Genomic DNA, 22,708 nt, shown 5'->3' with positions numbered 1-22,708 from the left:
GATAGGTTAAGAGGATGAATGTATGAGGAGATTAGGAAAAAGAATTATTGCAGGCATAGCTGCCTGCTGTATGGTCTGCGCTACAATGCCGGAAATTCCGGTAAAAGCAGACACAGAGGGAACCACCTATTATGTAGACCAGGATGGGGGAAATGACAATGCGTCCGGTACCAGCCGGTCAGAGGCCTGGTCCTCCCTTGAAAAGATAAACAGCGTCACATTCCGGCCGGGCGACCAAATTCTCTTTCAGAAGGGGGATGTGTGGACCGGGCAGTTAAGCCCCAAGGGGTCCGGTGAGGAGGGAAATCCCATTGTCATCGGAGCTTACGGTGAGGGTGATGAAAGGCCCAGGATCGACGGGAATAACTGGTGCGGGGAAGACGGGGATGATTTGGAGAACAGGATCTTCAACGCGGCAGTTTACTTTTACAACCAGCAGTATTGGGAGATCACGTCCCTGGAAGTGACTAACAGAATACCCGGTGACAACCCGGATGACCATATTAAAAAGTACGGCATCCTTATCATGGGTGAGGATGCGGGAACCCTGCGGCACATGTACTGCCAAAACCTGTATGTGCATGATGTGGTGTCACATCCCATAGGCCAGCAGGCGGGTATTGGCCGGGGCGGTATCATCTATATTATCAGGGGAAATCAGGTGCCTACCTGCTGGGATGATATTGTGGTGGAAAATAACTATGTGGGGCCGAACATCAACCACTACGGCATTAACTTCCTGTCCACCTGGGGCAGCAGCCGGTTTGCACATGAGAGCGGCATTCCGGACAGCGAGTATGCCAATCAGAGGGTCAACAGCACTAATCTGGTCATCCGGAACAATTACTGCAAAGATATCGGGAATGCGGCAATCTGTCCCTCGGCCTACAGCAATGCCCTCATAGAGCACAATACATGTGACGGCTGCAACAGCGGTCCTAACGGAAATGTACCTGTTTGGTGGGAGAACGGGGACTGTACTGTGGTGCAGTTTAATGAGGTCTTTGGTTCGGGCGCATCCAGCAGCAAGGAGGATTCCCAGGCATTTGACGCGGACGTGAACGCAAAGCTGAATTATATCCAGTACAACTACACACATGACAATCCCTCCGGCGCGTTTTTTGAATGTGCCCTGGGAACAAAATATACCACTTATATCCGCTATAATATCAGCGAGAATGACGGATGGGGAACCAACATGTACGGCGGCGGTGCCATTGTTACCCTGGGCGGATACTCCAGCGGAAGCGGAAATAAAATGTATGTCTACAACAATGACTTTTACCTCAGTGAAGGCCATGACAGCTATATCACCAATAACTGGGACCAGCAGCAGTTAAACGATGCGGACTTCCAGTTTAAAAACAATATCATTTACAGCGACGCGGAATCCAAAGGCTGGAGTGAATGGTTCAAGGGCAGCGTAGACAACAATGCCTACGGCGGTTCAGACCAGAGCATCAGGAGGACGGATGATGAAAATGCAGTGGAGATCCAGGCTTCTGATTTTGAAAATTTGGGGACCGCAGGGGGCGGAGTGGATGGATTTAAGTTGAAAGAAAACTCGGGCTGTGTGGGGACAGGCGTACTTATACCGGACAACGGCGGGCTGGATTATTTCGGCAATCCGGTATCCTCCGGGGAAAAGCCGAATATCGGTGCTGACAACAGTTTTGCCCAGATTGGTGCGCAGAACACGGGAATCGACTTTGAGGACCGCCCTGAGGCGGAGACGGCTCTTACAGGTTCCTACCAGGATTGCGATTTCCAGGAGGGATGGCTCACGGCACTGACAGATAATTCAAAAGAACTGTATGGGGACGGTCAGGGTACCGTATATAAAATCACCCTTCCGGCCAATAAGACACTGAAATCCTTCCAGGCACACTGTGCGGGAAGTGCCCTGGTAAAGATCGGCGGCAGCGGATACGAGAAGACATTTAACATCACAACGCTGAAGAACACCTATGAACTCCAGATTCCATCCGCGATCAAGGAACTGACCGTCACGGTCAACGCACCGAAAGGAAGCCGGGACGTGAAGTTTGACAATCTTGTTCTGGAGGATGCAGAGTATGCCAGAAATAATCTGGCTCTGAACAAACCTTCTTATTCGGAGGGAAATGACCAGTATCCTCCGTCCTGCGGAAACGACGGGGATGAGGGGACTATGTGGGTACATGCCGGGGAAGACCCGGGTGCCTACTGGTTTGTGGATCTGGGTGAGGATCATGACCTGTCTGACTTTGAACTGGTATTTGAACAGGATGAGGAAAATGCCTGGGGTTACACCATTGAGGCGGCACGTGACGGGGAAGCGTACTTTGAAGAACAGCCTATTTATGACGCATCAGAAAATACGGATGGTAACAGAGTGCAGACCGGAAGCTTTGAGCCCGGTACTTCCTATCGGTTCATTCTGGTAAGGCTCACAAAATTCCCGGGGGATGATTACTGGCCCGGATTTGCAGAATTTAAGATTTATGAAAGAGACAACAGTGAGCTTGACAAATCCGCTTTGACAGATTTGATCCTGAAAGTAAAATACATGCAGCAGGGCAGCTATACGGATGCGTCCTGGCAGAACTTGAGAAACGCACTGGAGCAGGCAAAGGCAGATTTTGACACGGCCGTCACTACAGAACAGGTGGAGGCAGCCATCCACGCACTGCAGGCCGCAGTGGACAGCTTAAAGGAAGAAACGGACGGCAACCTGGCCCTGAATAAGCCGGTGACAACATCGGCACCGGAGTATGCGCCAGGGACCAACGGCAATGACGGCAGGACAGACACCTTATGGATCGTAAACGGTGACGCAGTGGAAACGCTGCTGCCCCAGTGGTGGCAGGCGGATCTGGGCAGGGAGTTTGTGCTCAACAGCTACCAGCTCGACTTTGAAGAGGACGGGGCTGAAGGATTTTGGCAGTACAGGATCGAAGGATCAAAAGACGGTGAGAATTTTGATGTCCTGGAAGATAAGACAGAGTCCGCAAGCGGTATCCGTACAGAAACCGGTACCCTGACATCAGAGGAAAGTTACCGCTATGTGCGGGTGGTGCTCACAGGATTTCCGGAGTATGACGGTGCGGATTACTGGCCGGCATTTGCGGAATTTCAGGTATACGGACAGGAACCGCCTGTACAGCCGGTAGTGGATAAGGAACTGCTGAAGGCAAAAGTGGCAGGCGCAAAGGCGCTGAACCCCGAAAAGTATACAGAAGAAAGTTACAACGGGCTTCTTGAAAAGATCACAGAGGCGGAAGCAGTCATCGAAGATGAAGAGGCTGCTCAGGAACTGGTTGACCGGAAGAGTGAGGAGCTGCAGGCGCTTATAGATGCCCTTGAGGTCAGGGTCATCCAGGATGTGAGGAAAGACAGGCTTGCTGCACAGGCGGCAGGTTTTAAGGCGGCAGACGCTGCTTTATATACAGAGGAAAGCTTTGGGTATCTGACGGATGTGCTTGCGCAGGCATCTGAGGCATTGGAAGAGAGCTGGTATACCCAGGAGATGGTGGATGCTGTGTCCGCGCTTTTGGAGGAGGCGGTAAATGGGCTTGCCCCTGCCGATGAGGTTTCGGAGGATGAGACAGCAAGGGATATGGCACAGATGAGGATTGCCCAGACCGCTGCCCTTGACACGGCCCTTTATACAGAGGAAAGTCTTGAAAAGGCTGCGCTTCTGAGCAAAACACTCAGTGATGCCCTGGAGGACCCGGAACTGACTGCAGAGGAGATCAAGGACCTTACCGCACAGCTTGCCGCCGCATTGTCAGAACTTGCAGACAGGGAAGAACCGGCTTTGGTTGACCGGGAGAGGCTAAAAGGAAAGATAGCGGAGGCAAAGGCCATTGCCAAGGACGGGTATACAGAGGAAAGCTATGGAAATCTGCAGAGTGCGATCGCCGCGGCAGAGGGTGTGTACGGGAATGAAAATGCATCCCAGGAACAGATTGACGAACAGGTGGAGCTTCTGAAAATTGCCATATCAGCGCTGGAGAAGAAACCGGAAGAGAAACCGGAGAATCCAAAAGACCCGGAAAAACCAAGCGATCCCAAAGATCCGGAGAAACCAGGTGAACCGGATGATCCCCATAAACCGGGTACGACACCTACAACACCCACAACACCTGACACACCGGGAGATACAGACAAGGATAAACCGAATACACCTGTAAAACCATCCGGGAACGGGCTGGGGAACAAGACAATCACTCCAAATGGAGGCACAACCGGAACCAAAGGCACATCCGGCAGCGGAGTAAAGGCAGCCAAGACAAAGGATGAGGCACAGGCAGGATTGTTCTTATGTTCTCTTGCCGTATCGGCTGTGGGGATTCTTTTACTGGAAGTGAAAAGGAAGAAAAACAGAAGATAACATTAGAAACCGGGACAGCCAACTCTATAGAGGAGGCTGCCCCGGTTTCATTATTTTTTATTCTTTTTGCTTCTCTTTTTCCGGTGTCTCTTAATTTTTATTATTAGAAGTACAATATAGAAAATAACAGCAGTTACCAAAAAAATAAGCGCCGGATATTTCCATTTGGGCATGTTCTGGAAATTATAGTTAAGTTCCTGAAAAAAATCTCCCAGGGAAGAGGAAGAGGTCTTAGGCGTTCGGCCGGCAGAGGTGTTGCTTTGGTCTGCGGTGCTGCTTTGTGCTGCCGCCCTGGCTGTATTGGCAGGGGAACTTTTGACTGTTTCCAGAAATTCCGGCAGGGTAAGGGTTGGACAGACTTCCGCATGGCTGACAGCCAGGAGCTGTTCCCCCAGATAGTACTCTGTGGTCTGTTCCTTCTTTTCTAAGCTGGTCTTCCGGGTCAGATCCTCAACAGGCAGGTCTGCGGGCAGGTCTACCGTCACGGTATCTGTAAAGCGTGTCATCATTTTGGATTTTGTCAGGTTATACAGATAGCGTTCAATAGGCAGAGGCTTCAGGCATTGGACTTCCCCTTTTTGGGCAAGGACCGCCTTGTGAAAATTGGAGAAGCCATAGTCCAGCAGTGCAGCAGTGTCCGGGTATTGATAGACGGCATTGTCGGCCAGAACAACGGAGATAAGGTACATGCCGTTTCTCTGGGCATAGGTCACAAGGGTATTTCCCGCGTCACTGGTATATCCGGTCTTCCCTCCCAGACAGCCGTCATAATGCAGATCCCCTGTTACCAGCATTTTGTGATGGTTGTTCAGCCAGCGTTCTTCATCTGTGATGTTTGTCTTGGGTTCAATGTAGTATTCTTCGCCAATGATACTGCGGAAGGTTTCATTCTTGAAGGCTTCCCTGGCAATGTTGGCAAGGTCCCTGGCCGTGGTGTAGTGTTCCGGGTCGTGAAGGCCGTTGGCGTTGACAAAATGGGTATTTTTGCAGCCCAGCTCCTCAGCTCTGGCATTCATCATATTTACGAAGTCAGGGATACTCCCGCCCACGAATTCTGCCACGCCGGAGGAGACTTCATTGGCAGAAGCCAGAAGGATGGCGTACAGACTTTGTTCCATTGTAAGTATCTCACCCGGTTTGATGCCGATATGTGTGCTGCCGGGTTCAATGCCGTTTACTGCTTCGGCTGAGAAGGTGACCTGGTCTGTAAGGGCGCTGTTTTCAATTGCCACCAGGGCGGTCATGATTTTTGTGGTACTGGCCGGATAGCGCTTTTCATCAATGCCTTTGGCATAAAGTATCTCACCTGTCTCTGCATCCATGAGGATGGCGGTTTCGGCTGCTACCTGCGGGCCTGTGGGCCATCCGGGGATGGCGTCGGACTGGACTTCCCAGTTGTAGCTGTCAGGCGGGGCGTTTGGATCCTTTGGCGTCTCAGCCGCATTGGGGTCAGTGGGAGCTTGCGCAGCATTTGGGTCGGCAGGGGCCTGAGCCGCGTTTGGGTCGGCAGATGCCTGCGCTGTGTTTGGGTCGGCAGGAGCCTGCGCTGTGCCTGGGTCAGTCGGAGCCTGTGCTGTGTTCTGCTCTGCTCCGTATATGGTGGTCTGACCGCTGCCAAGGAGCAGACAGGAGGACAGGACCAGGGCGTTTATCCATAATCTGGGTCTTTTCACAATAAAATCCTCATTTCTTTAAGGCTTTAATCATTATAAGAGATTTTTTCCACGGTTACAAGCCCTTTTCCCATGCTTAAAGTGTTTTGACATACTCGCTGGGGGGCAGACCGACGAATTTTTTGAACTTCCGGCTAAAATAACCAGCATTGCTGAAACCGGTGACCTCCGCTACATAGCTTACATTTTCCACACCGGAATGAAAAAGCTCCAGGGCTTTGTTTAACCGTATCTGGTTAATGTAATCATTGATGGTGATACCTTCGTCCCGTTTAAAGCAATAACACAGATAGCTGTAATTCTGGAACAGGTTTTGGGCGATATCTTCGATGGTCAGTTCAGGATTGTTATAGTGCTGCAGAATATATTCCCGGACATTGCGGGTAACAGAGCAAGCAGACGCCGTATGGGTCTCCTGCTTCAGCTGTTCTGTAAATACATGGATCATCCAGTCCCTGATCTCATCACAGGTATGAAAACTGTCAAGCGTGTCCGAGAGACTGCGGGAGTCTCTGAACAGGAAACAGTTTATGGTATTCTGCTCGTTCATGGCAGACAGCAGGGCGGAGAGCAGTTCATAAGTGCAGAATATAATATTATCATAGGACAGCTTTTTCTCCCGGAAGGTATGATAACATCGGTTCAGTCCATCTGTGATATTTTCCAGATCACGCTGGCGTATCAGTTTTTTGATTTCAGCCAGTGCTGCCTCCGGTATGCGGTAAGCGGTCAGGTTCCATTCATCGTAAAAAAGAACCCGGCCCTCAAAGCTGCGGGCGTTTTTCAGACAGACAGAAGCCTCTCTATAAGCTATTATTATTTCCTGTGCATGATTATGCAATGCACTCTGCCCAATATGAAATGAGGACTCCTGTTGCTGAAGGTATTTAGACAATGTATCCATTTCCTTTTTAGTATCCTGCAGACATTCTGTTTCCCGTATGAGACAGATTTGGGAGCGGCGTATGGGGAAAATCTCACATTTGCCGTCCGCATATAGAGATTCCTCAAGGTGTTTCTGTATGTCTTCTGTATGAGAGGACAGTGTCTCGGGTAATTCAATAATGCTGATAGCGTAACTGTCAAATGGAATGGAAATATGCAGTTCCTCCAGATAGGAGGAGAGCTGCAGTTTGTTAAAGGACACATGCCCGTCTATGATATCCAGAAGAAAGTGCTCCTTGATGTATCTCATTCGGTGTTCTTCCAGGGCTTTGACATGAAAACGGTGTTCCCGTTCCGCTGAGATTTCCCGTTTTAGGTTATTTAAGGATTCCGTCAGAAGAGAGAAATCAACCGGCTTCAGGATATATTCCGAAACATTAAGGCGGATGGCCTGCTGTGCATATTTGAAATCACCATAACCGGTAAGCAGGATGCACTTACAGCTTATCTGTTCCCTGCGCACCATCTCAATTAATTCAAGCCCGGTGATCAGGGGCATGTTAATGTCTATGATAGCAATATCAGGGTGTTTGTCACAAATTAACCGGTACCCGTCTCTGCCATTGTTGGCATCTCCTATAATCTGAAAACCCAGTTCTCCCCAGGGGATCGCTCTCTTCAGAGAGTTCCGGAAAAAGTATTCATCATCGATCAACACGACCTGCAGCATGGCATGTCCTCCTTTTTTATAGCTCTACAGCGGGAAAAGACAGGATAAACAAGGAATATTTACCCGGTTCACTGTGGATTTCAATTTCAGCTTTATTATTAAAATGTATATTCAGGCGTTTTACAATATTGGATATACCGAAATCCTTTGTCAGCCTTTCTTCTTTCAGGGAATCGTAAATGGAAGTTATGGTATCACAGTCCATTCCGGCTCCGCTGTCATATATCTCAAAGAAAATCCGTTTGTCCTTTAAATAACCGGTTACTTTAAGTTCTCCTTTTTCACATTTTGTTTTTAATCCGTGGTAGATCGCATTCTCTACCAGGGGCTGTAATGTGAGTTTTGGAATCTGGCAGGCTGAGATCTCATCCGCCACATCTAAAGAAAACTCCATGAATTCTATGTAGCGAAGCTGCTGGAGACTCAGATAGTTCTCCGTCATATTCACTTCCCTGCCGATACTGATAATGTCATGCCCGTCACTGAGGGAGGTCCTGTAAAAATTAGCCAGGTGTGCGATGGAATTGAGGGCATAATCATCCATGTGGTCCCGGATAAAACTGTTGACCATTTCCAGGACGTTATACAAAAAATGAGGTTTTACCTGAGCTTGTATAAGCTGAAGCTGCAGTTTCCGTTTGTTTTTCTGCTGTTCTTTAATATTATTCATCAGCTCTGAAATTTTATCCAGAAGGGAGTTGAAGGTCTGTCCCAGCATACCGATCTCATCATTTGGTATATTTTCCTGCCGAACCTCCAGATTGCCGTTCTTTACCTTTTCCATGGTTTTATTCAAAGAAAATATAGGCCTTGTTATGATCCTGGAGATAGAGTAGGCAGAAACAAGCGCAAACACAATGCAGGCCACACAGGTAATGAAAATTTGGGATAAATGGGAAAGAACAAGCTGGTTAATATTTGAAAACGGTGAGACGATCAGATAAACCCAGCCCATGCGCGGATACTTCTGTGAAGTTACAGTTACTTTCTGCCCATTGGAGGAGGTAATGATACTGCTGTTATTTACCAGGTAATTGTAGTTTATTTTACTTTTATAATAGAAACTTGCGGTGTAGGGATTAAAGTCACTTGAGGAGTATGTCTTGTCTGAGATGATATAGCACTCCTGCAGAACCGCTTTTGTATCCGAACTGAGTTCCGCGTCATTGATGATATAAACATTGTCTGAAAGGTTCTTGGTTATTTTATCCAGCCGGCTCCGGTCCATATAAACAGCCAGATATCCAAGTAGGGTGTCCTCTTGGTAGACAGGCGTTACACAGGAAACAGCCCAGGAAAGGGCATTGGTTTCGCTGTCAACCAGCATATGCGGAGTCGTCCAGATAAAACGATCCTTCTCACAGCCGGAGAGAAGGGAACGGTTAAAGTGCCAGGACAACTGGTTTTTATTATACTTTTGCTCTCCCACAAAAGCGCAGTCTGTGTTTAAAAGGCTGGCGCCCAGCAAAAAATCCGCAGACGACAGATAGGGTGCAGCCAGAATACCGAAATCAAGGGAAGCGTAGGCCTCCGGCTGTTCATGTGCCAGGCTGTAGGAAGCCGAAAGGTAATCCTTTACAGATTGGTCCCGGGCAATGATACCGCTGAGACTCTCCACGGAGTCAAGGAGTGTGTCAGTGGATTCCTGCAGACAGCCAATGGTCTGCAGATCATTGATCCTTGTCTGCTCAAGCAGGGAATTGGCCGATATTTTATTTGCAATGTAAGTGATGACAATAATGGGTATTGCCATGAAAATAAAAATGTACAAGAAAATTTTAGAACGAAGGGAAAGGAATCGTCTCATAGCACAAAAATACTCCTTATAAAATGACAAAAACCGACAATATTATCAGTAAACCGACAATAATTCATTCATAGTATAGCAAGTCTTTGCTATAATTGCAAACATCAAAGGAAACAATAATGCAAAGAAAGAGAGGATGTAAACGTATGAAGAGAAGGATGATCGCAGCGGTTTTAGCAGGACTTATGATATCCGGTCTTGCCGGATGTGGAGATGCAAATGGAAATTCAAAGGATAACGGGACGGATACCTCCGGGGAGAAGGAGGCCCCGGAAGGACAGGAAGCGGAGGAAAGCATTGTAAAGAGCGGGACAAAAGGCGGTGGTGATGTGACCCTTCGACTGGCCTGGCTGGGAACCGGGCAGGACAAGGAGACATTGGATAAGTGCCTGCAGAAGTATACGGATAAAACGGGAATTGGTGTAGAGACGGTATATATCCCCGGTTCCTGGACAGAATACTTCACCAAAATGCAGACAATGATCGCCGGAGGTGATTATATCGACTGCGCTTATGTGGCGATTGAAGGGTTTGAGATGTTTGTGGATACAGGCATGGCGGCACCTATAGATGACTGGATCGAGAATCATAAAGAGGAATACCAGTCCACAGTGAATGACATTGACCAAAATATTATGGATAAGGTCACTTTTGATGGAAAAGTATATGCGATCCCCGAGGAGTGGAATAATGTGGTGACACATTTTAACACGAAACTGCTGGCAGATGCAGGGCTGTCCGTACCGGCAGAGAACTGGACAAAAGAGGAGTTTTTGGACTATTGTGAAAAGCTGACAAAAGAGAAGGACGGTGTGAAGCAATATGGAGTCTACGTTCCTGACTACTATTTTGGAGTGGAAGCCTGGCTGTATAATAACGGCGCTGCATATATGAATGATGACTTTACAGAGAGTACCATCAACTCGCCGGAGTCCGTGGAGGTCTTCCAGCTTATGCAGGATCTTATACATGAATATGGCTATGCACCTATCCCGGAGAAGAATGTGGATGCCATTCAGCAGCTTATTGACGGAAATGTAGCTATGGGATTCTGGGGAAGATGGCCTACCAATAATTATAATGCCAACGATTTTAAAGACGTGGCTGTGCAGTATATTCCCAGCTTCTCTCAGAACCAGCCAATTTGGGGCGGCGGCGGAATTTTTACCATGAAAGAATCCAAGCATTCGGATGAAGCCGCATCCCTTGCCAATTATATTGGTTCTGCGGAATTTATTAAAGAATTCATGGCAGCAGGTGCTATTCCTGTGTTGAACTCTGTTGCAAAAGAACTGGTGCCGGAGCTTGGGTATCCGGAGAATAACCAGATTTTCTATGAGAGTGCCGCCACTGCAAAGGCAGTTCATTCCCCCGTACAGTATCCGGAATGTGAAGCACTGGTATCACGTGTGATTTCGGATATTCTCGTAAATAAGGCGGACGTACAGACCACCCTGGATGCAGCAGCGGATGAGATGAACAGCTATTTGATGGATAACCTGGAGTAAGCGGGCGGGGTGTTTTCAAAGAAAGAGAGGGATTCTATGAGCAGTAAACAGTTGTCTGCGTTTCAGAGGAAAAGGCGGCAGGATAATATTGCAGGCTACGCTTTTTTGATTCCGGCTATGATCGCATTTCTGCTTTTTGTGGGCGGGCCAATGATCATTTCCTTTGTTTTGTCGTTCTTTGACTATAACTTGATTCAGCCGCCTGCCTTTACAGGGCTTAAAAATATCCGGAAGTTCATGATGGACCCCCAGGTAAAAATCTCTTTTGCCAATACTTTTAAGTTTCTGCTGATACTTGTGCCGGTCCATTGTTTCCTGGGTATGCTGCTGGCTTTTGCCGTTTCCTGTGTACATCATAAGAAAATGCAGACTGTGTACCGCAGTATCCTTTACTTTCCTACAGTAGTCACCACTGCGTCTGTAGCCATTGTGTGGGGATATATGTTTGGGACAGATACAGGGGTTATCAACTATTTTGTGCGTCAGATGGGAGGCAGCAATGTGCCGTGGCTGACAGATAAGGTTATGGTATATGTAACAATTGCTGTTTTCAGTTTTTGGAAGTTTATAGGTACCACATTTCTTTACTATTTTATTGGCCTGCAAAATATACCGGATGGGTATTATGAAGCGGCAAAGATAGACGGGGCCAATACCTTTCAGATTTTCCGCAAGATCACGCTGCCCCTATTGTCACCCACCATGTTTTTTGTAATCGTCACAAATATCATTGGGGTGTTCCAGATCTTTGAGGAGCCTTTTATCATCACCAACGGAGGACCGGGGACGGCCACGAAAACAGTGTCTTTTTACATATATGAGATTGCGTTCAAGCAGGTGCGGACAGGGTATGGGTGTCTGGTGGCGTTCAGTATTTTCCTTGTGATACTGGTTGTGACTGTGATTCAGTTTGCGGGGCAGAAAAGGTGGGTTACCTATGACTATGAATAGACAAGAAAAGGGAGGGGATAAGTATGGACAAGGTTAAGAAAGGGATTAAGGGGGGGACGCTGCATGTTTTTCTGATACTTCTATGTATCATAATGCTGCTGCCATTTTGCTGGGTGATCTCCACATCTCTGAGGCTGCCCGGAGAATCCTTTAAACTGCCGCCCAGTTTTTTTCCCACAGATTTCTGTTATGAGAATTATCTGGACGTTTTTACAAAATTCCCCTTCGCAAAGTTTTTGCTGAACAGCATGATCGTGGCAGTGTCATCCGTGGTGTTAAATACACTGGTAACCACTATGGCAGGGTACTCATTTGCCAGGATCGATTTTAAGGGCAGGAATGTGGTGTTCATGATATTCCTGGCAGGCATGATGATACCTGCCCAAGCTACCATGATACCTGTGTACATCGTAATGTCCAAGCTGGGTCTGGTGGGCAGTCTTTGGGCGCTGATCCTGCCGGCTATGATCAATCCCCTGTCCATATTTTTTGTAAGACAGTTTATGATGACCATACCGGACAGCTATGAGGAAGCTGCCTATATTGACGGGGCAGGCAGAGTGCAGATATATGCCAGGGTCATACTCCCTATGTCAAAATCAGTGATCGTTATGACGTGCCTGTTGAATTTTTTGTCTTCCTGGAACAATTTTATGGGGCCTTTGATCTATCTGTCAGACTGGGATAAAATGACACTCCCCATTGGCCTGCGTGTGCTGCAGGGGTACATGGGTACCGGAAGTGTATCTGTAGTTTTGGCGGGGGTGGCGATCTCCATTATCATTCCAACCGCTTTATATTTATGCGGTCAGAAGTATTTTCTGCAGGGTATGACCTTGTCGGGGTTAAAGAGTTGAAGTAGAAGAGGAGAATATAGTTATGGACAGATTTGTATATAAAAAAGAAAAGACCAGGGAAATTTCTTTTCCGCTGGGCGGGATCGGTACCGGATGTGTAGGGCTGGCAGGCAATGGACAGCTTATTGACATGGAGATTTTCAATCGTCCCAATAAAGGTTCTCATGCAGGTATGAGCCATTTTGCCGTGAAAGCCGAGGAGAAAGGGAATCTGCTGGACGCCAGGGTCATATGCGGTGACAGTTTTACGCCTTATACAGGGAAATATAACAGACCGCATTTCAACAGTTACGGATTTGGTTCTGACAGGGCATCCCTTGCCGGACTCCCGCATTTTAGGACTTGTGATTTCAAAGGCGAATTTCCCATTGCTGAGCTGTCATTTGCGGAGGAAAAATTTCCGGGCAGGGTTACCATGACGGCATTCAATCCATTCATTCCCTGCAATGAAGATGATTCCAGTATACCGGGGGCATTTTTTGAATTTGAGGTGGAAAATACATCAGATAAGGTACTGGACTACACCATAGCATTTACTATGAATAATCTGTATGCGGAAAATGGCGGCATCCATACTTCATTCACTGACAGGGGGCTACATATGATCCATATGGAGAACCACACTCAGAAAGGGGATCTGTGTATAGGAACGGATGCGGAAAAGACCAGTATGCAGCAGTATTGGTATAGAGGAAACTGGTTTGACAATCTGATGACTTACTGGAAAGAGTTCAAGTGCCCCGGTCCACTAAAAAACCGTACCTATGAAGGGGAAAAGAGAGCTTCGGATGTCAACTATGCGGCAGATGACTTGGCTGTGCTGGCTGCCCATATGACAATAAACCCGGGGGATACGGGGAAAATAAGATTTGTGCTTACATGGAACCGTCCATATTTTTATAATTATTGGAATCCGGAGAGGGATGAGGAATCCGAAAAGAAGAGGGCATGGAAAAACTATTATACCAGATTATTTGAAAATGCAAAGACCAGTAACTTTTACGCACTGGAAAATTGGGACAGATTATATGGGCTGACAGATTTATTCAGGAAAACCCTGTTTCAGTCCTCCATGCCTGAGGAGGCGCTGGATGCAGTATCTGCCAATATTTCTATTATCAAATCACCCACGTGTATTCGTCTGGAAGACGGTTCCCTGTACGGGTTTGAGGGTAACCACACTGATGCAGGGTGCTGTGAGGGGTCCTGTACACATGTATGGAATTATACTTATGCGGTGCCCTTTTTATTTCCAAGATTGGAACGCAGTATGCGGAGTCTGGAGTATACATACAGTATGCACCATGACGGTGGAATGGGATTTCGGCTGATGCTTCCGGTGGGGAGAGAGGCATGGGATTTCAGACCCTGCGCGGACGGGCAGTTCGGAACGGTCATGCGCGTGTACAGGGAGTATAAAGTAAGCGGAGACAAGGACTGGCTGGCTTCTGTTTGGCCAATGGTAAAGAAGAGTATAGAATTTGCCTGGTCGCCCGAAAATGAAGACAGATGGGATCTTGATAAGGATGGCGTGCTGGAGGGCAGGCAGCATCACACCCTGGATATGGAGCTTTTTGGAAAGAACGCATGGCTGACCGGTATGTACCTGGGAGCATTAAAAGCGGGAGCTGCTATGGCGGAGATCATGGGGGATGCGGATACAGCCCGGGAGTACCTGGGGCTTTTTGAGAAGGGGAAACAGGCAGTTAACAGCCAGCTTTTTAACGGGGAATATTACATTCAGGATATTGACTTGAAGGATAAAGGTATTTTGGACGTCTATGCAGGGGGAGGAAATTCCATGCATGACCAGGATATTTATACAGCTTATTGGAACCCGGAACAGGAAGAGATCATGTATCAGATCGGGGAGGGATGCGGCATTGACCAGGTTCTTGCCCAATGGCATTCCAACCTCATCGGATTGGGAGAGATCTTCGAGGAAGATAAGGTAAAGTCAGCCCTGCGCGCAATTTACAAATATAATTTTATATGTGCAAGGGATCATTTTAACCCCTGCCGCCTCTACTGCATTGACGATGAGAAAGGGCTGCTGATCTGCAGTTTTCCGGAGGGAAAAAAGAAACCATTTATTACCGCCCCCTATTCTGAGGAGACCATGCATGGATTTGAATATCAGGCAGCTGTCCATATGATACAGGAAGGTCTGGAGGAGGAAGGGCTGGATTGTATCAGAGCCTTGCGGGACAGATATGACGGTGAGAAGAGGAATCCCTGGAATGAGTTTGAATGCGGCAGTAATTATGCAAGGTCAATGGCCAGTTATGCCCTGCTGCTTACCTACAGTGGATTTCAGTTTGATATGGGAAGAAAGCTGATTGGATTCCACCCGGTTCACGCCAATGGATTTCGTTCCTTCTGGTCCCTTGACAGCGGCTGGGGGAAGGTAAGCTTTGAAGATGGCAAAAAGGATATTAAGATTTTGTATGGTGAGCTGCATGTCCGCCGTCTTGATTTCGGAAGCGCTGCCGGTGAGCCAAAACAGGTCAAAATAGATGGACATGACGTACCGTTTTGCAAAGAACAGGGAGTGATCTGTCTGGATATGGATTATTGTGCAGAAGATTTGGTATCCGTTATCTACCGGGAGGTATGACTATGTTTGATGGATTACAGATGAATATGGGGAATCTTTCGCGGCTTTCAGAAGCAAAAACCCGCTCTGTCAGTGCGGAAAACTTTACAGGAGAAAAAGGGAAGGGGGGCATGTGCCCCCTGGAAAAAGGTACGGCAAAAGAAGCAGCCAGGGACCTGGGCACAGGATGGAAGGTAAACCCATATATTGTTATACCGAAAGAATCGTATTTTACCATAGCTGACCTGAAAGGACCCGGTGCTGTGCAGCATATTTGGATGACTCCCGTAGGAAAATGGAGAAATACCATCATCCGCATTTACTGGGACGATAATCCGTATCCCTCTGTGGAATGCCCGGCCGGTGATTTTTTCTGCTGCGGATGGCAGGAATATTATCAGGTTTCCGCACTTGCAGTCTGCGTGAATCCCGGAAGCGGACTGAATTGTTACTGGAGCATGCCCTTCAGGAAAAGGTGCAGGATTACGCTGGAAAATAGAGATGAGGAGCCTGTGACGATATATTACCAGATTGATCATGTTTTGACAGAAGTACCTGATGACTGTGCGTATTTTCATGCACAGTTCAGAAGGGTAAACCCTCTTCCTTACAAAACAGACTATGTGATACTTGACGGTGTGGAGGGAACAGGTCAGTATGTGGGAACCTATCTGGCTTGGGGCGTTAATAACAATCTTTGGTGGGGAGAGGGAGAGATTAAATTTTTTCTGGACGGGGACGATAAATATCCTACCATATGCGGAACGGGCACAGAAGATTATTTCTGCGGTTCTTATGATTTTGAAGACCCTGTAACACATGACAGGTATCTGCCTTTTACTACACCTTATACCGGACTGCAGGTGGTGCATACGGACCAGCTGTATCAAGCGCAGAGAAGATTTGGGATGTACCGTTTTCATATTATGGACCCTATCCGTTTCAAGAAGGATTTGAAGGTTACGATTCAGGCTTTAGGCTGGAGGGAAGGAAAACGTTACCTGCCGCTGCAGGACGATATTGCATCGGTGGCCTTTTGGTATCAGACCATGCCAGGGAGAGAGTTTCCAAGACTGCCGGACAAGGATTATTTGGAAATTATTTAAAAATTAAGACGGAATAGAACCTTGAAAGATGTTTCAGGGTTCTTTTTTCGTTGAAAAATCAATCCGGTACCGGAAAAAACGAAAATGATATTGACAAAAAAGAGCATTGGTGTTATGGTTAATTACACAAGTAATGAACCATATAACTAATGCACGATACATATTCTTGAAAGAGAGGAGTGGGATACTTGCAGGAATTACTGAGTCAGGAAAAGTCCATATATTTACAGATCAAAGAGATGATAGAAAATGACATTATCCGTGACATCCTGCTGGAAGAGGAGCGCGTACCCAGTACAAATGAACTGGCAAAGCTCTATGCCATTAACCCGGCAACGGCGGCTAAGGGTGTGAATCTTCTGGTGGATGAAGGTACTTTGTACAAGAAAAGGGGGATTGGAATGTTTGTTGCAGCGGGAGCAAAGCAGAGTATTGTAAAGAAAAGAAAAAACAGGTTTTTTGACGACTATATCAGGAGCCTTCTGACAGAAGCAGCAAGCCTGGGAATTACCAAGGAGGAGCTGATAGATATGATAGCAGCCGGAAAAGGGGAGGAAGTAAAATGAGTGAGATGGTTTTAAGATGTGAGGATCTGGTGAAACAGTATAAAGATAAAAAGGCATTGGATAACGTAAGCCTTACCCTGGAGAAAGGGAAGATATATGGACTGATCGGAAGAAACGGCGCGGGCAAGACAACGCTTTTATCTATTTTAACTGCCCAGAACCCGGCTACTCACGGAACCGTGACATTGGCCGGGCAGCCTGTCTGGGAAAATGAGTCCTCCCTATCCCACCTTTGCTTTTCAAGGGAGATCAACGCGAATGCGAACAACAGCGGGATTGGCGGACTGAAGATAAAAGATTATCTCAAGATGGCAGAGACATATATGCCCCATTGGGATAAGGCTATGGCAGAACATCTTCTGAACATTTTTCATCTGGACAGGAAAAAGAGGATTTCCAAGCTGTCAAAGGGCATGACTTCCATGATTACCATAATTGTGGCGCTTGCCAGCAAAGCGGAATTTACCCTGCTGGATGAGCCAGTGGCAGGGCTTGACGTGGTGGCCAGGGAGCAGTTTTACAGAATCCTGCTGGAGGAGTACACAGAGACAGGGCGTACCTTTGTCATATCCACCCACATTATTGAGGAGGCAGCAGACTTGTTTGAGGAGGTTATCATCCTGCACGACGGCAGGATGATCCTGAAGGAAAACACCCAGGAACTTTTGGAAAGCTGTGTGCATGTCAGCGGGAAAGAGGAGGATGTGGATGTGGCAACAGCAGGGCTTGTAAAATACAGGGAGGAGAGCATCGGAAGAAGTAAAAGTGTCACTGTAAGACTGGGACCGGGACAGAGGCTGGAGAGCACGGAGCATGTTACGGTACAGCCCATGAATCTCCAGAAAATATTTGTGGCAATGTGCGGCGGGGAGGTGTAGCAATGAAAAAATGGAGAATGTTCATTGAATCAGCGTTACAGGTTATAGGAATGTCCATTGTGGTAGTGCTGGGGATCACACTGCTGACCGGAGGGCAGATCTACATGGGGTTTTCCGGTTCATCAGTTGGCCGGATGGTTTCTGATCTGCCTGCCAAAATGATCTTTGTCAGTATCTTTATCGGGTCAGTAACTTCCTCCAGTGTTTATTCAAGCTATATACCTGCCGCCATGAGCCTGAACTGCAGGCGTATAGATGCATTGATAGGAATGCAGATCATGAAGTTTATGATTGCCGTGCTTATGGCTGTCATCATGATACTGCTGTTTCAGATTGGCGGCTGGAAGTTTATGGATGGGGATGTGAGCCAGGCACTGGAACTGGTGGCGATCACATTCTGTGCTATGATACTGGTTGTGTCTTTGGGGGAGGTTGTGGGACTTATTTATCTGCGGTTTCACAAGATAGGTATGATGGCCATGGTAGTATTTTTCGCGGCAGGCGGTGGGGCTCTTGGGGGATTTGTAGGTATGACTCTTGAGAAGGGCATTTCTTTTAATTTTGAGTTTGCCAACATTCTTTTATACGCAGCCATAGCCGCGGCAGTGGTATGGGTATTGGATATTATCATCTCAAGACGCCTGCTTGCAGGTCTTGAGGTCCAGTAGAGGAGGAAAATTATGTGGAGATCAATAAAGGGCCAAGTAAAACTGGAGCTTTGTGACCTGGGTATTTATTTTGCCGTGGAGATTGGATTGTGTGTACTGGGTATGGCGATCATGATCTGTATACAGTTTTTCGGTCATGAGAAAAGTTATTTTCCAATGGGCAGCATGATAGCCACGTTAGGCGTACTGTGTATGGTGTTGTTTGGAAATATATTCGGCATGTGTATGGGATTTGATGTGGCAGTCAGTATGGGAAAGACAAGACGGTATTATGTACCGTCAGCGGTGATCACATACTTTATGATGACTTTGCTGCTGGTGGCTGGGCTGTTTGTGCTCCTTAGGGTGGAGACAGGAGTTTATGCTGTTCTGCTCCCGGGAAAAATAAAGGAGAGCATCCCCGTGCTGACAAAATTTACACTGCCCTGGGTCGTGGGTCTCTCTGCAGTGTTGACCGGATGTGGGGTACTGGGGGCTGCGGTGGTCAGACAGTTCAAAAGAGGAAGGATCATTATCCTGGCAGCCTGGCTTCTCGGCTGCTGGACCATACCGGGTGCCACAGAAGGCAGGGACAGAAATATCCTGGACCGTATGGGAAATGCATGGGGACAATGGTTCGCGGGTTTCCAGCTTCCGGTACAGATCAGTATGCTGGTGGGAGCAGGAGTTATTTTCACTGTGATCGCTTATCTGTTGTTTCGGAAACAGGCAGTGCAGTGGTAGGATTTAACAGCAGGTGTATCGTTTGCGAAGACGTACACCTGCTGTTTTTGTTATCTACACCCAAAATAGTTTAAAAACCCAAAAAAAGTATAAATTCACAGAAGAATAGGCAGAGAAAAAATAAAAAATGTTAAAATAGAGATAAAGTTTATACTAATGGATTTTAAAGAAAAGTGATAAAGTAAATACAGCAAATAAATAAAGGAGAACAGATATGAAAATCAAAAAGATCATTGCCTGTCTGCTGGCATCATCCATGATGTTAGGGCTGACAGCATGCGGGGGCAGCAAAGAAAACAACAAGGAGGCAGCAAAGGAAGACAACAAACTCACCATTTGGGCATGGGATGAATCCTTTAATATAAAGGCTGCCAATGAAGCAAAAGAAATCTTTAAGGAAAAAAATCCTGACACAGAAGTTGAAGTTGTAACAATGGCACAGGATGATATTGTGGCAAAATTAAATACCAGCCTCTCCTCGGGCTCCTATGACGGACTTCCCGATATTGTTCTTATAGAAGACTACAGAATCCAGGGGTATCTGAATGCTTATGAATCCGAGTTTGCAGAATTGTCAGATGTGGCAAAGCCGGAGGATTTTGCAGAATACAAGACAGGTGTAAACCAGATAGACGGAAAAATGTATGGCATCCCCTTTGACAGCGGTGTTGCCGCCACATTTTACCGTGCGGACCTGATTGAGGAAGCGGGATATTCCAAGAGTGATATGGAAAATCTCACATGGGACAAGTTCATTGAGATTGGTAAGGCTGTAAAGGAAAAAACAGGTATTGCCATGATGTCCGTGTCATCCAATGACATCGGTATTCTCCGTGCCATGCTGCAGAGTGCAGGTTCCTGGTATACAGATGAGGATGGAAAAGTGAACATAGCGGACAATCAGGCACTAAAAGATTCCATCTCAACATACAAGAGACTGGTTGATGAGGGGATTGTAAAAACTATTTCTTCTGACTGGGATCAGTATGTAGGCGCATTCAACAGCGGAGAGGTGGCAACAGTTCCAAACGGATGCTGGATTTCCCCTTCTATTGTCAATGCGGAGGAACAGAGCGGTAAATGGGCAGTGGCAGCTATTCCGAGACTGAGCGAAAATCCTGATTCCGTAAACGCTTCCTCAGTGGGAGGTGCCGGATGGTATGTGCTCAAAAATGTGGGACATGAAGAGACTGCGAAAAAATTCTTGAAGGAGACATTTGCGTCCAATGTGGATCTGATGGATCAGTTAGCTAAGGATATCAATCTTGTAAGCACCCTGAAAGCGGCATCCGGTGCTGAGAATTATCAGCAGGGAGTGGAGTTCTACGGCGGACAGCCGATTTTCCAGGATTTTATGAAATGGACAGATCAGGTGCCGTCCGTGAACTATGGTGAGAATACATATGCGATTGAGAATCTGATGACAGAAGCGCTTCAGGCAATTCTGGCAGGGGCATATATGGACAGCACATTACAAGAGTATCAGGTGCAGGCAGAGGCTGCTGTAGCAAATTAAGACCAGAGGGTGTTATATAGCCATTCGCTTTGCTTTCAGTGGAAGCGGATGGCTATTATTCTGCAAAAAGAGAGGAGAATCACAGCGATGCAGAGTATTAAGAGGGATATGAACCCGAAATTGAACCGTAAAGCCTGGATGTTTATCCTGCCAAGTGCAGTGTTGATCGCGGTCTTTGTTTTTTATCCAATGGTACAGGCATTTATTACTTCATTCCAGTCCGGAGCGGGGAACCGGCTTTCCTTCAGCGGCCTTGATAATTATAAGAGACTGCTTGCGGATACCACATTCAGGAAGGCATTGGGGAATACGCTGCTGTTTCTGGCTGTTCAGGTGCCGATCATGATCATTTTGGCACTTATCATTTCTTCTATGCTGAATAATAAGAGACTGAAGTTTAAAGGGCTGTTCCGTACAGCAATTTTTCTTCCCTGCGTGACATCACTGGTTGCGTATTCCATTATTTTCAAAAGTTTGTTTGCAGTTGACGGATTCGTGAATGCAGTTCTTATGAAAGTGCATATGATCTCAGCGCCGATCCCCTGGATAACAGATCCGATCCTGGCTAAGGTACTTATCATTATTGCCATCACCTGGAGATGGACAGGGTATAATATGGTGTTTTATCTCTCCGGGATACAGGCAATTGATGACTCCATATATGAAGCTGCGGAAATTGACGGGGCGGGGATTTATCAGAAGTTTAAAAGTATTACACTGCCCATGCTGAAGCCGATCATATTATTTACGACCATCAATTCCACGATTGGAACCCTGCAGTTATTTGATGAACCCATGAATATCACAGCAGGGGGGCCGGCCAACGCCACGATCACCATCTCCCAATATATTTACCATGTACTGTTTAAATACTCTCCGAATTTTGGGTACGCGGCAGCTATTTCTTATGTGATCGTTGTTATGATCGTACTCCTGTCCTTTATTCAGATGAAAGTGGGTGATAAAAATGATTAAGAAGGTATCTTTAGCATTTCAGTATGTGTTCCTGGCATTTTTGTCAGTGATATCCGTTTTTCCGGTTTTTTGGATGGTGATCGCAGCCACAAATAAATCGGTGGATATAACCAGGGGAACACTGAAACCGGGCACGTATTTTCTGGAAAACATGAATAGTCTTCTGGCATCAGACCTTCAGTATACCTCTGCCTATAAAAATTCTATTATCATAGCAATAGTGACAACAGTGCTGGCAATGATCATCTCTTCAGCGGCGGGATATGCTTTTGTGATCTACAGAAGCAGAAACAGGGACCGGATATTCAGCCTTATACTTTTGTCTATGATGGTTCCTTTTTCCGCACTGCTGGTACCGCTGTTCCGGCTGTTCAGTAAATTTTCCAAGCTTGGTCCCCTGAAAGTGATCGCACTCAATACACCTATGGCAATTGTTATCATTGGAGTGGCAACAGCTTTCCTGATTTTCTTTTTCAGGCAGAACACCCAGAACTTTCCAAAGGAATTGGTGGAGGCAGCCAGGATGGACGGACTGGGGGAGACTGCTATCTTCTTCCGGATCTTTGTGCCGACCAATAAGTCCTGCTATGCGGCGGCAATTGTGGTGACCTTCATGACGAGCTGGAACAGTTACTTGTGGCCTCTCATTGCGCTGCAGTCACCGGATAAGCGGACACTGCCCCTTGTCATCTCTGCCATGGGTTCCTCCTACACGCCGGACTACGGAATGATCATGGCAGCCGTGACACTGGCAACGATTCCTACAGCCCTGATCTTCTTCTTTATGCAGAAACAATTTGTTGCGGGTATGACCGGATCTGTAAAGGGTTGATACTTTTTTCTTTCATAGACAGAAGCATAAAGGCACGTTATTATAAAAGGACAGACTGGCTG

General features: G+C 46.9%; 16 protein-coding genes. 13 read left to right on the top strand and 3 right to left on the bottom strand.

What is annotated here, in order from left to right:
* Positions 1-22: 22 nt before the first annotated feature.
* Positions 23-4,375, top strand: coding sequence for a discoidin domain-containing protein (locus tag C6P39_RS09105; RefSeq protein WP_104803553.1), 4,353 nt, complete (start codon positions 23-25; stop codon positions 4,373-4,375).
* Positions 4,376-4,425: 50 nt separating this feature from the next.
* Here C6P39_RS09105 and C6P39_RS09100 read toward each other — a convergent pair whose 3' ends face one another.
* The 3 genes from C6P39_RS09100 to C6P39_RS09090 form a co-directional block, all read right to left on the bottom strand.
* On the bottom strand, positions 4,426-6,048 hold the full coding sequence (locus tag C6P39_RS09100; protein ID WP_104803552.1) for a D-alanyl-D-alanine carboxypeptidase: 1,623 nt from the start codon (positions 6,046-6,048) through the stop codon (positions 4,426-4,428).
* Positions 6,049-6,124: 76 nt separating this feature from the next.
* Positions 6,125-7,663: a response regulator gene (locus C6P39_RS09095; protein ID WP_104803551.1), complete on the bottom strand. Its 1,539-nt coding sequence runs from the start codon at positions 7,661-7,663 to the stop codon at positions 6,125-6,127.
* A 16-nt stretch (positions 7,664-7,679) separates the two neighbouring features.
* Complete coding sequence (locus tag C6P39_RS09090; RefSeq protein ID WP_104803550.1) at positions 7,680-9,470, bottom strand: sensor histidine kinase; 1,791 nt, start codon at positions 9,468-9,470, stop codon at positions 7,680-7,682.
* Positions 9,471-9,616: 146 nt separating this feature from the next.
* Between C6P39_RS09090 and C6P39_RS09085 the strand changes: the two genes are divergently transcribed.
* From C6P39_RS09085 to C6P39_RS09030, 12 genes are all read left to right on the top strand, one after another.
* The gene (locus tag C6P39_RS09085) at positions 9,617-10,978 is read left to right on the top strand and encodes an ABC transporter substrate-binding protein (protein ID WP_158661513.1); all 1,362 of its coding nucleotides are present in this window, start codon (positions 9,617-9,619) and stop codon (positions 10,976-10,978) included.
* A 36-nt stretch (positions 10,979-11,014) separates the two neighbouring features.
* A complete protein-coding gene (locus C6P39_RS09080; protein WP_104803549.1) occupies positions 11,015-11,929 on the top strand; it encodes a carbohydrate ABC transporter permease in 915 nt (304 codons plus the stop codon).
* A 23-nt stretch (positions 11,930-11,952) separates the two neighbouring features.
* Positions 11,953-12,786 (top strand): carbohydrate ABC transporter permease, encoded by an 834-nt coding sequence (locus C6P39_RS09075; RefSeq protein WP_095174444.1) that lies wholly within the window; start codon positions 11,953-11,955, stop codon positions 12,784-12,786.
* A gap of 22 nt (positions 12,787-12,808) precedes the next feature.
* Positions 12,809-15,403: a GH116 family glycosyl-hydrolase gene (locus C6P39_RS09070; RefSeq protein WP_104803548.1), complete on the top strand. Its 2,595-nt coding sequence runs from the start codon at positions 12,809-12,811 to the stop codon at positions 15,401-15,403.
* A gap of 2 nt (positions 15,404-15,405) precedes the next feature.
* Positions 15,406-16,488: a glycoside hydrolase family 172 protein gene (locus C6P39_RS09065; protein WP_207657120.1), complete on the top strand. Its 1,083-nt coding sequence runs from the start codon at positions 15,406-15,408 to the stop codon at positions 16,486-16,488.
* 188 nt (positions 16,489-16,676) lie between these two features.
* Positions 16,677-17,054, top strand: coding sequence for a GntR family transcriptional regulator (locus C6P39_RS09060; protein WP_065543953.1), 378 nt, complete (start codon positions 16,677-16,679; stop codon positions 17,052-17,054).
* Positions 17,051-17,932, top strand: a complete 882-nt coding sequence (locus C6P39_RS09055; protein ID WP_104803546.1) for an ABC transporter ATP-binding protein — start codon at positions 17,051-17,053, stop codon at positions 17,930-17,932. Before C6P39_RS09060 ends, C6P39_RS09055 begins: the two co-directional genes overlap by 4 nt.
* Before the next feature lie 2 nt (positions 17,933-17,934).
* Positions 17,935-18,600 (top strand): hypothetical protein, encoded by a 666-nt coding sequence (locus tag C6P39_RS09050; RefSeq protein ID WP_104803545.1) that lies wholly within the window; start codon positions 17,935-17,937, stop codon positions 18,598-18,600.
* A 12-nt stretch (positions 18,601-18,612) separates the two neighbouring features.
* Positions 18,613-19,323, top strand: coding sequence for a hypothetical protein (locus tag C6P39_RS09045; protein ID WP_104803544.1), 711 nt, complete (start codon positions 18,613-18,615; stop codon positions 19,321-19,323).
* Positions 19,324-19,537: 214 nt separating this feature from the next.
* On the top strand, positions 19,538-20,839 hold the full coding sequence (locus C6P39_RS09040; protein ID WP_104803543.1) for an ABC transporter substrate-binding protein: 1,302 nt from the start codon (positions 19,538-19,540) through the stop codon (positions 20,837-20,839).
* Between the two features lie 87 nt (positions 20,840-20,926).
* Entirely contained in the window at positions 20,927-21,814 is an 888-nt protein-coding gene (locus tag C6P39_RS09035) for a carbohydrate ABC transporter permease (protein ID WP_104803542.1), read from the top strand.
* Entirely contained in the window at positions 21,807-22,646 is an 840-nt protein-coding gene (locus C6P39_RS09030) for a carbohydrate ABC transporter permease (RefSeq protein WP_104803541.1), read from the top strand. The genes C6P39_RS09035 and C6P39_RS09030 overlap by 8 nt, the downstream gene beginning before the upstream one ends.
* The last annotated feature ends 62 nt before the right edge of the window (positions 22,647-22,708 follow it).

Origin of the sequence: Blautia marasmi, assembly GCF_900258535.1 — a bacterium.
In the GTDB taxonomy this organism is placed as follows: Bacteria; Bacillota; Clostridia; order Lachnospirales; family Lachnospiraceae; genus Blautia; species Blautia hominis.
The sequence above is the reverse complement of the archived record's forward strand: the minus strand, read 5'-3'. Positions and strand labels throughout refer to the sequence as shown.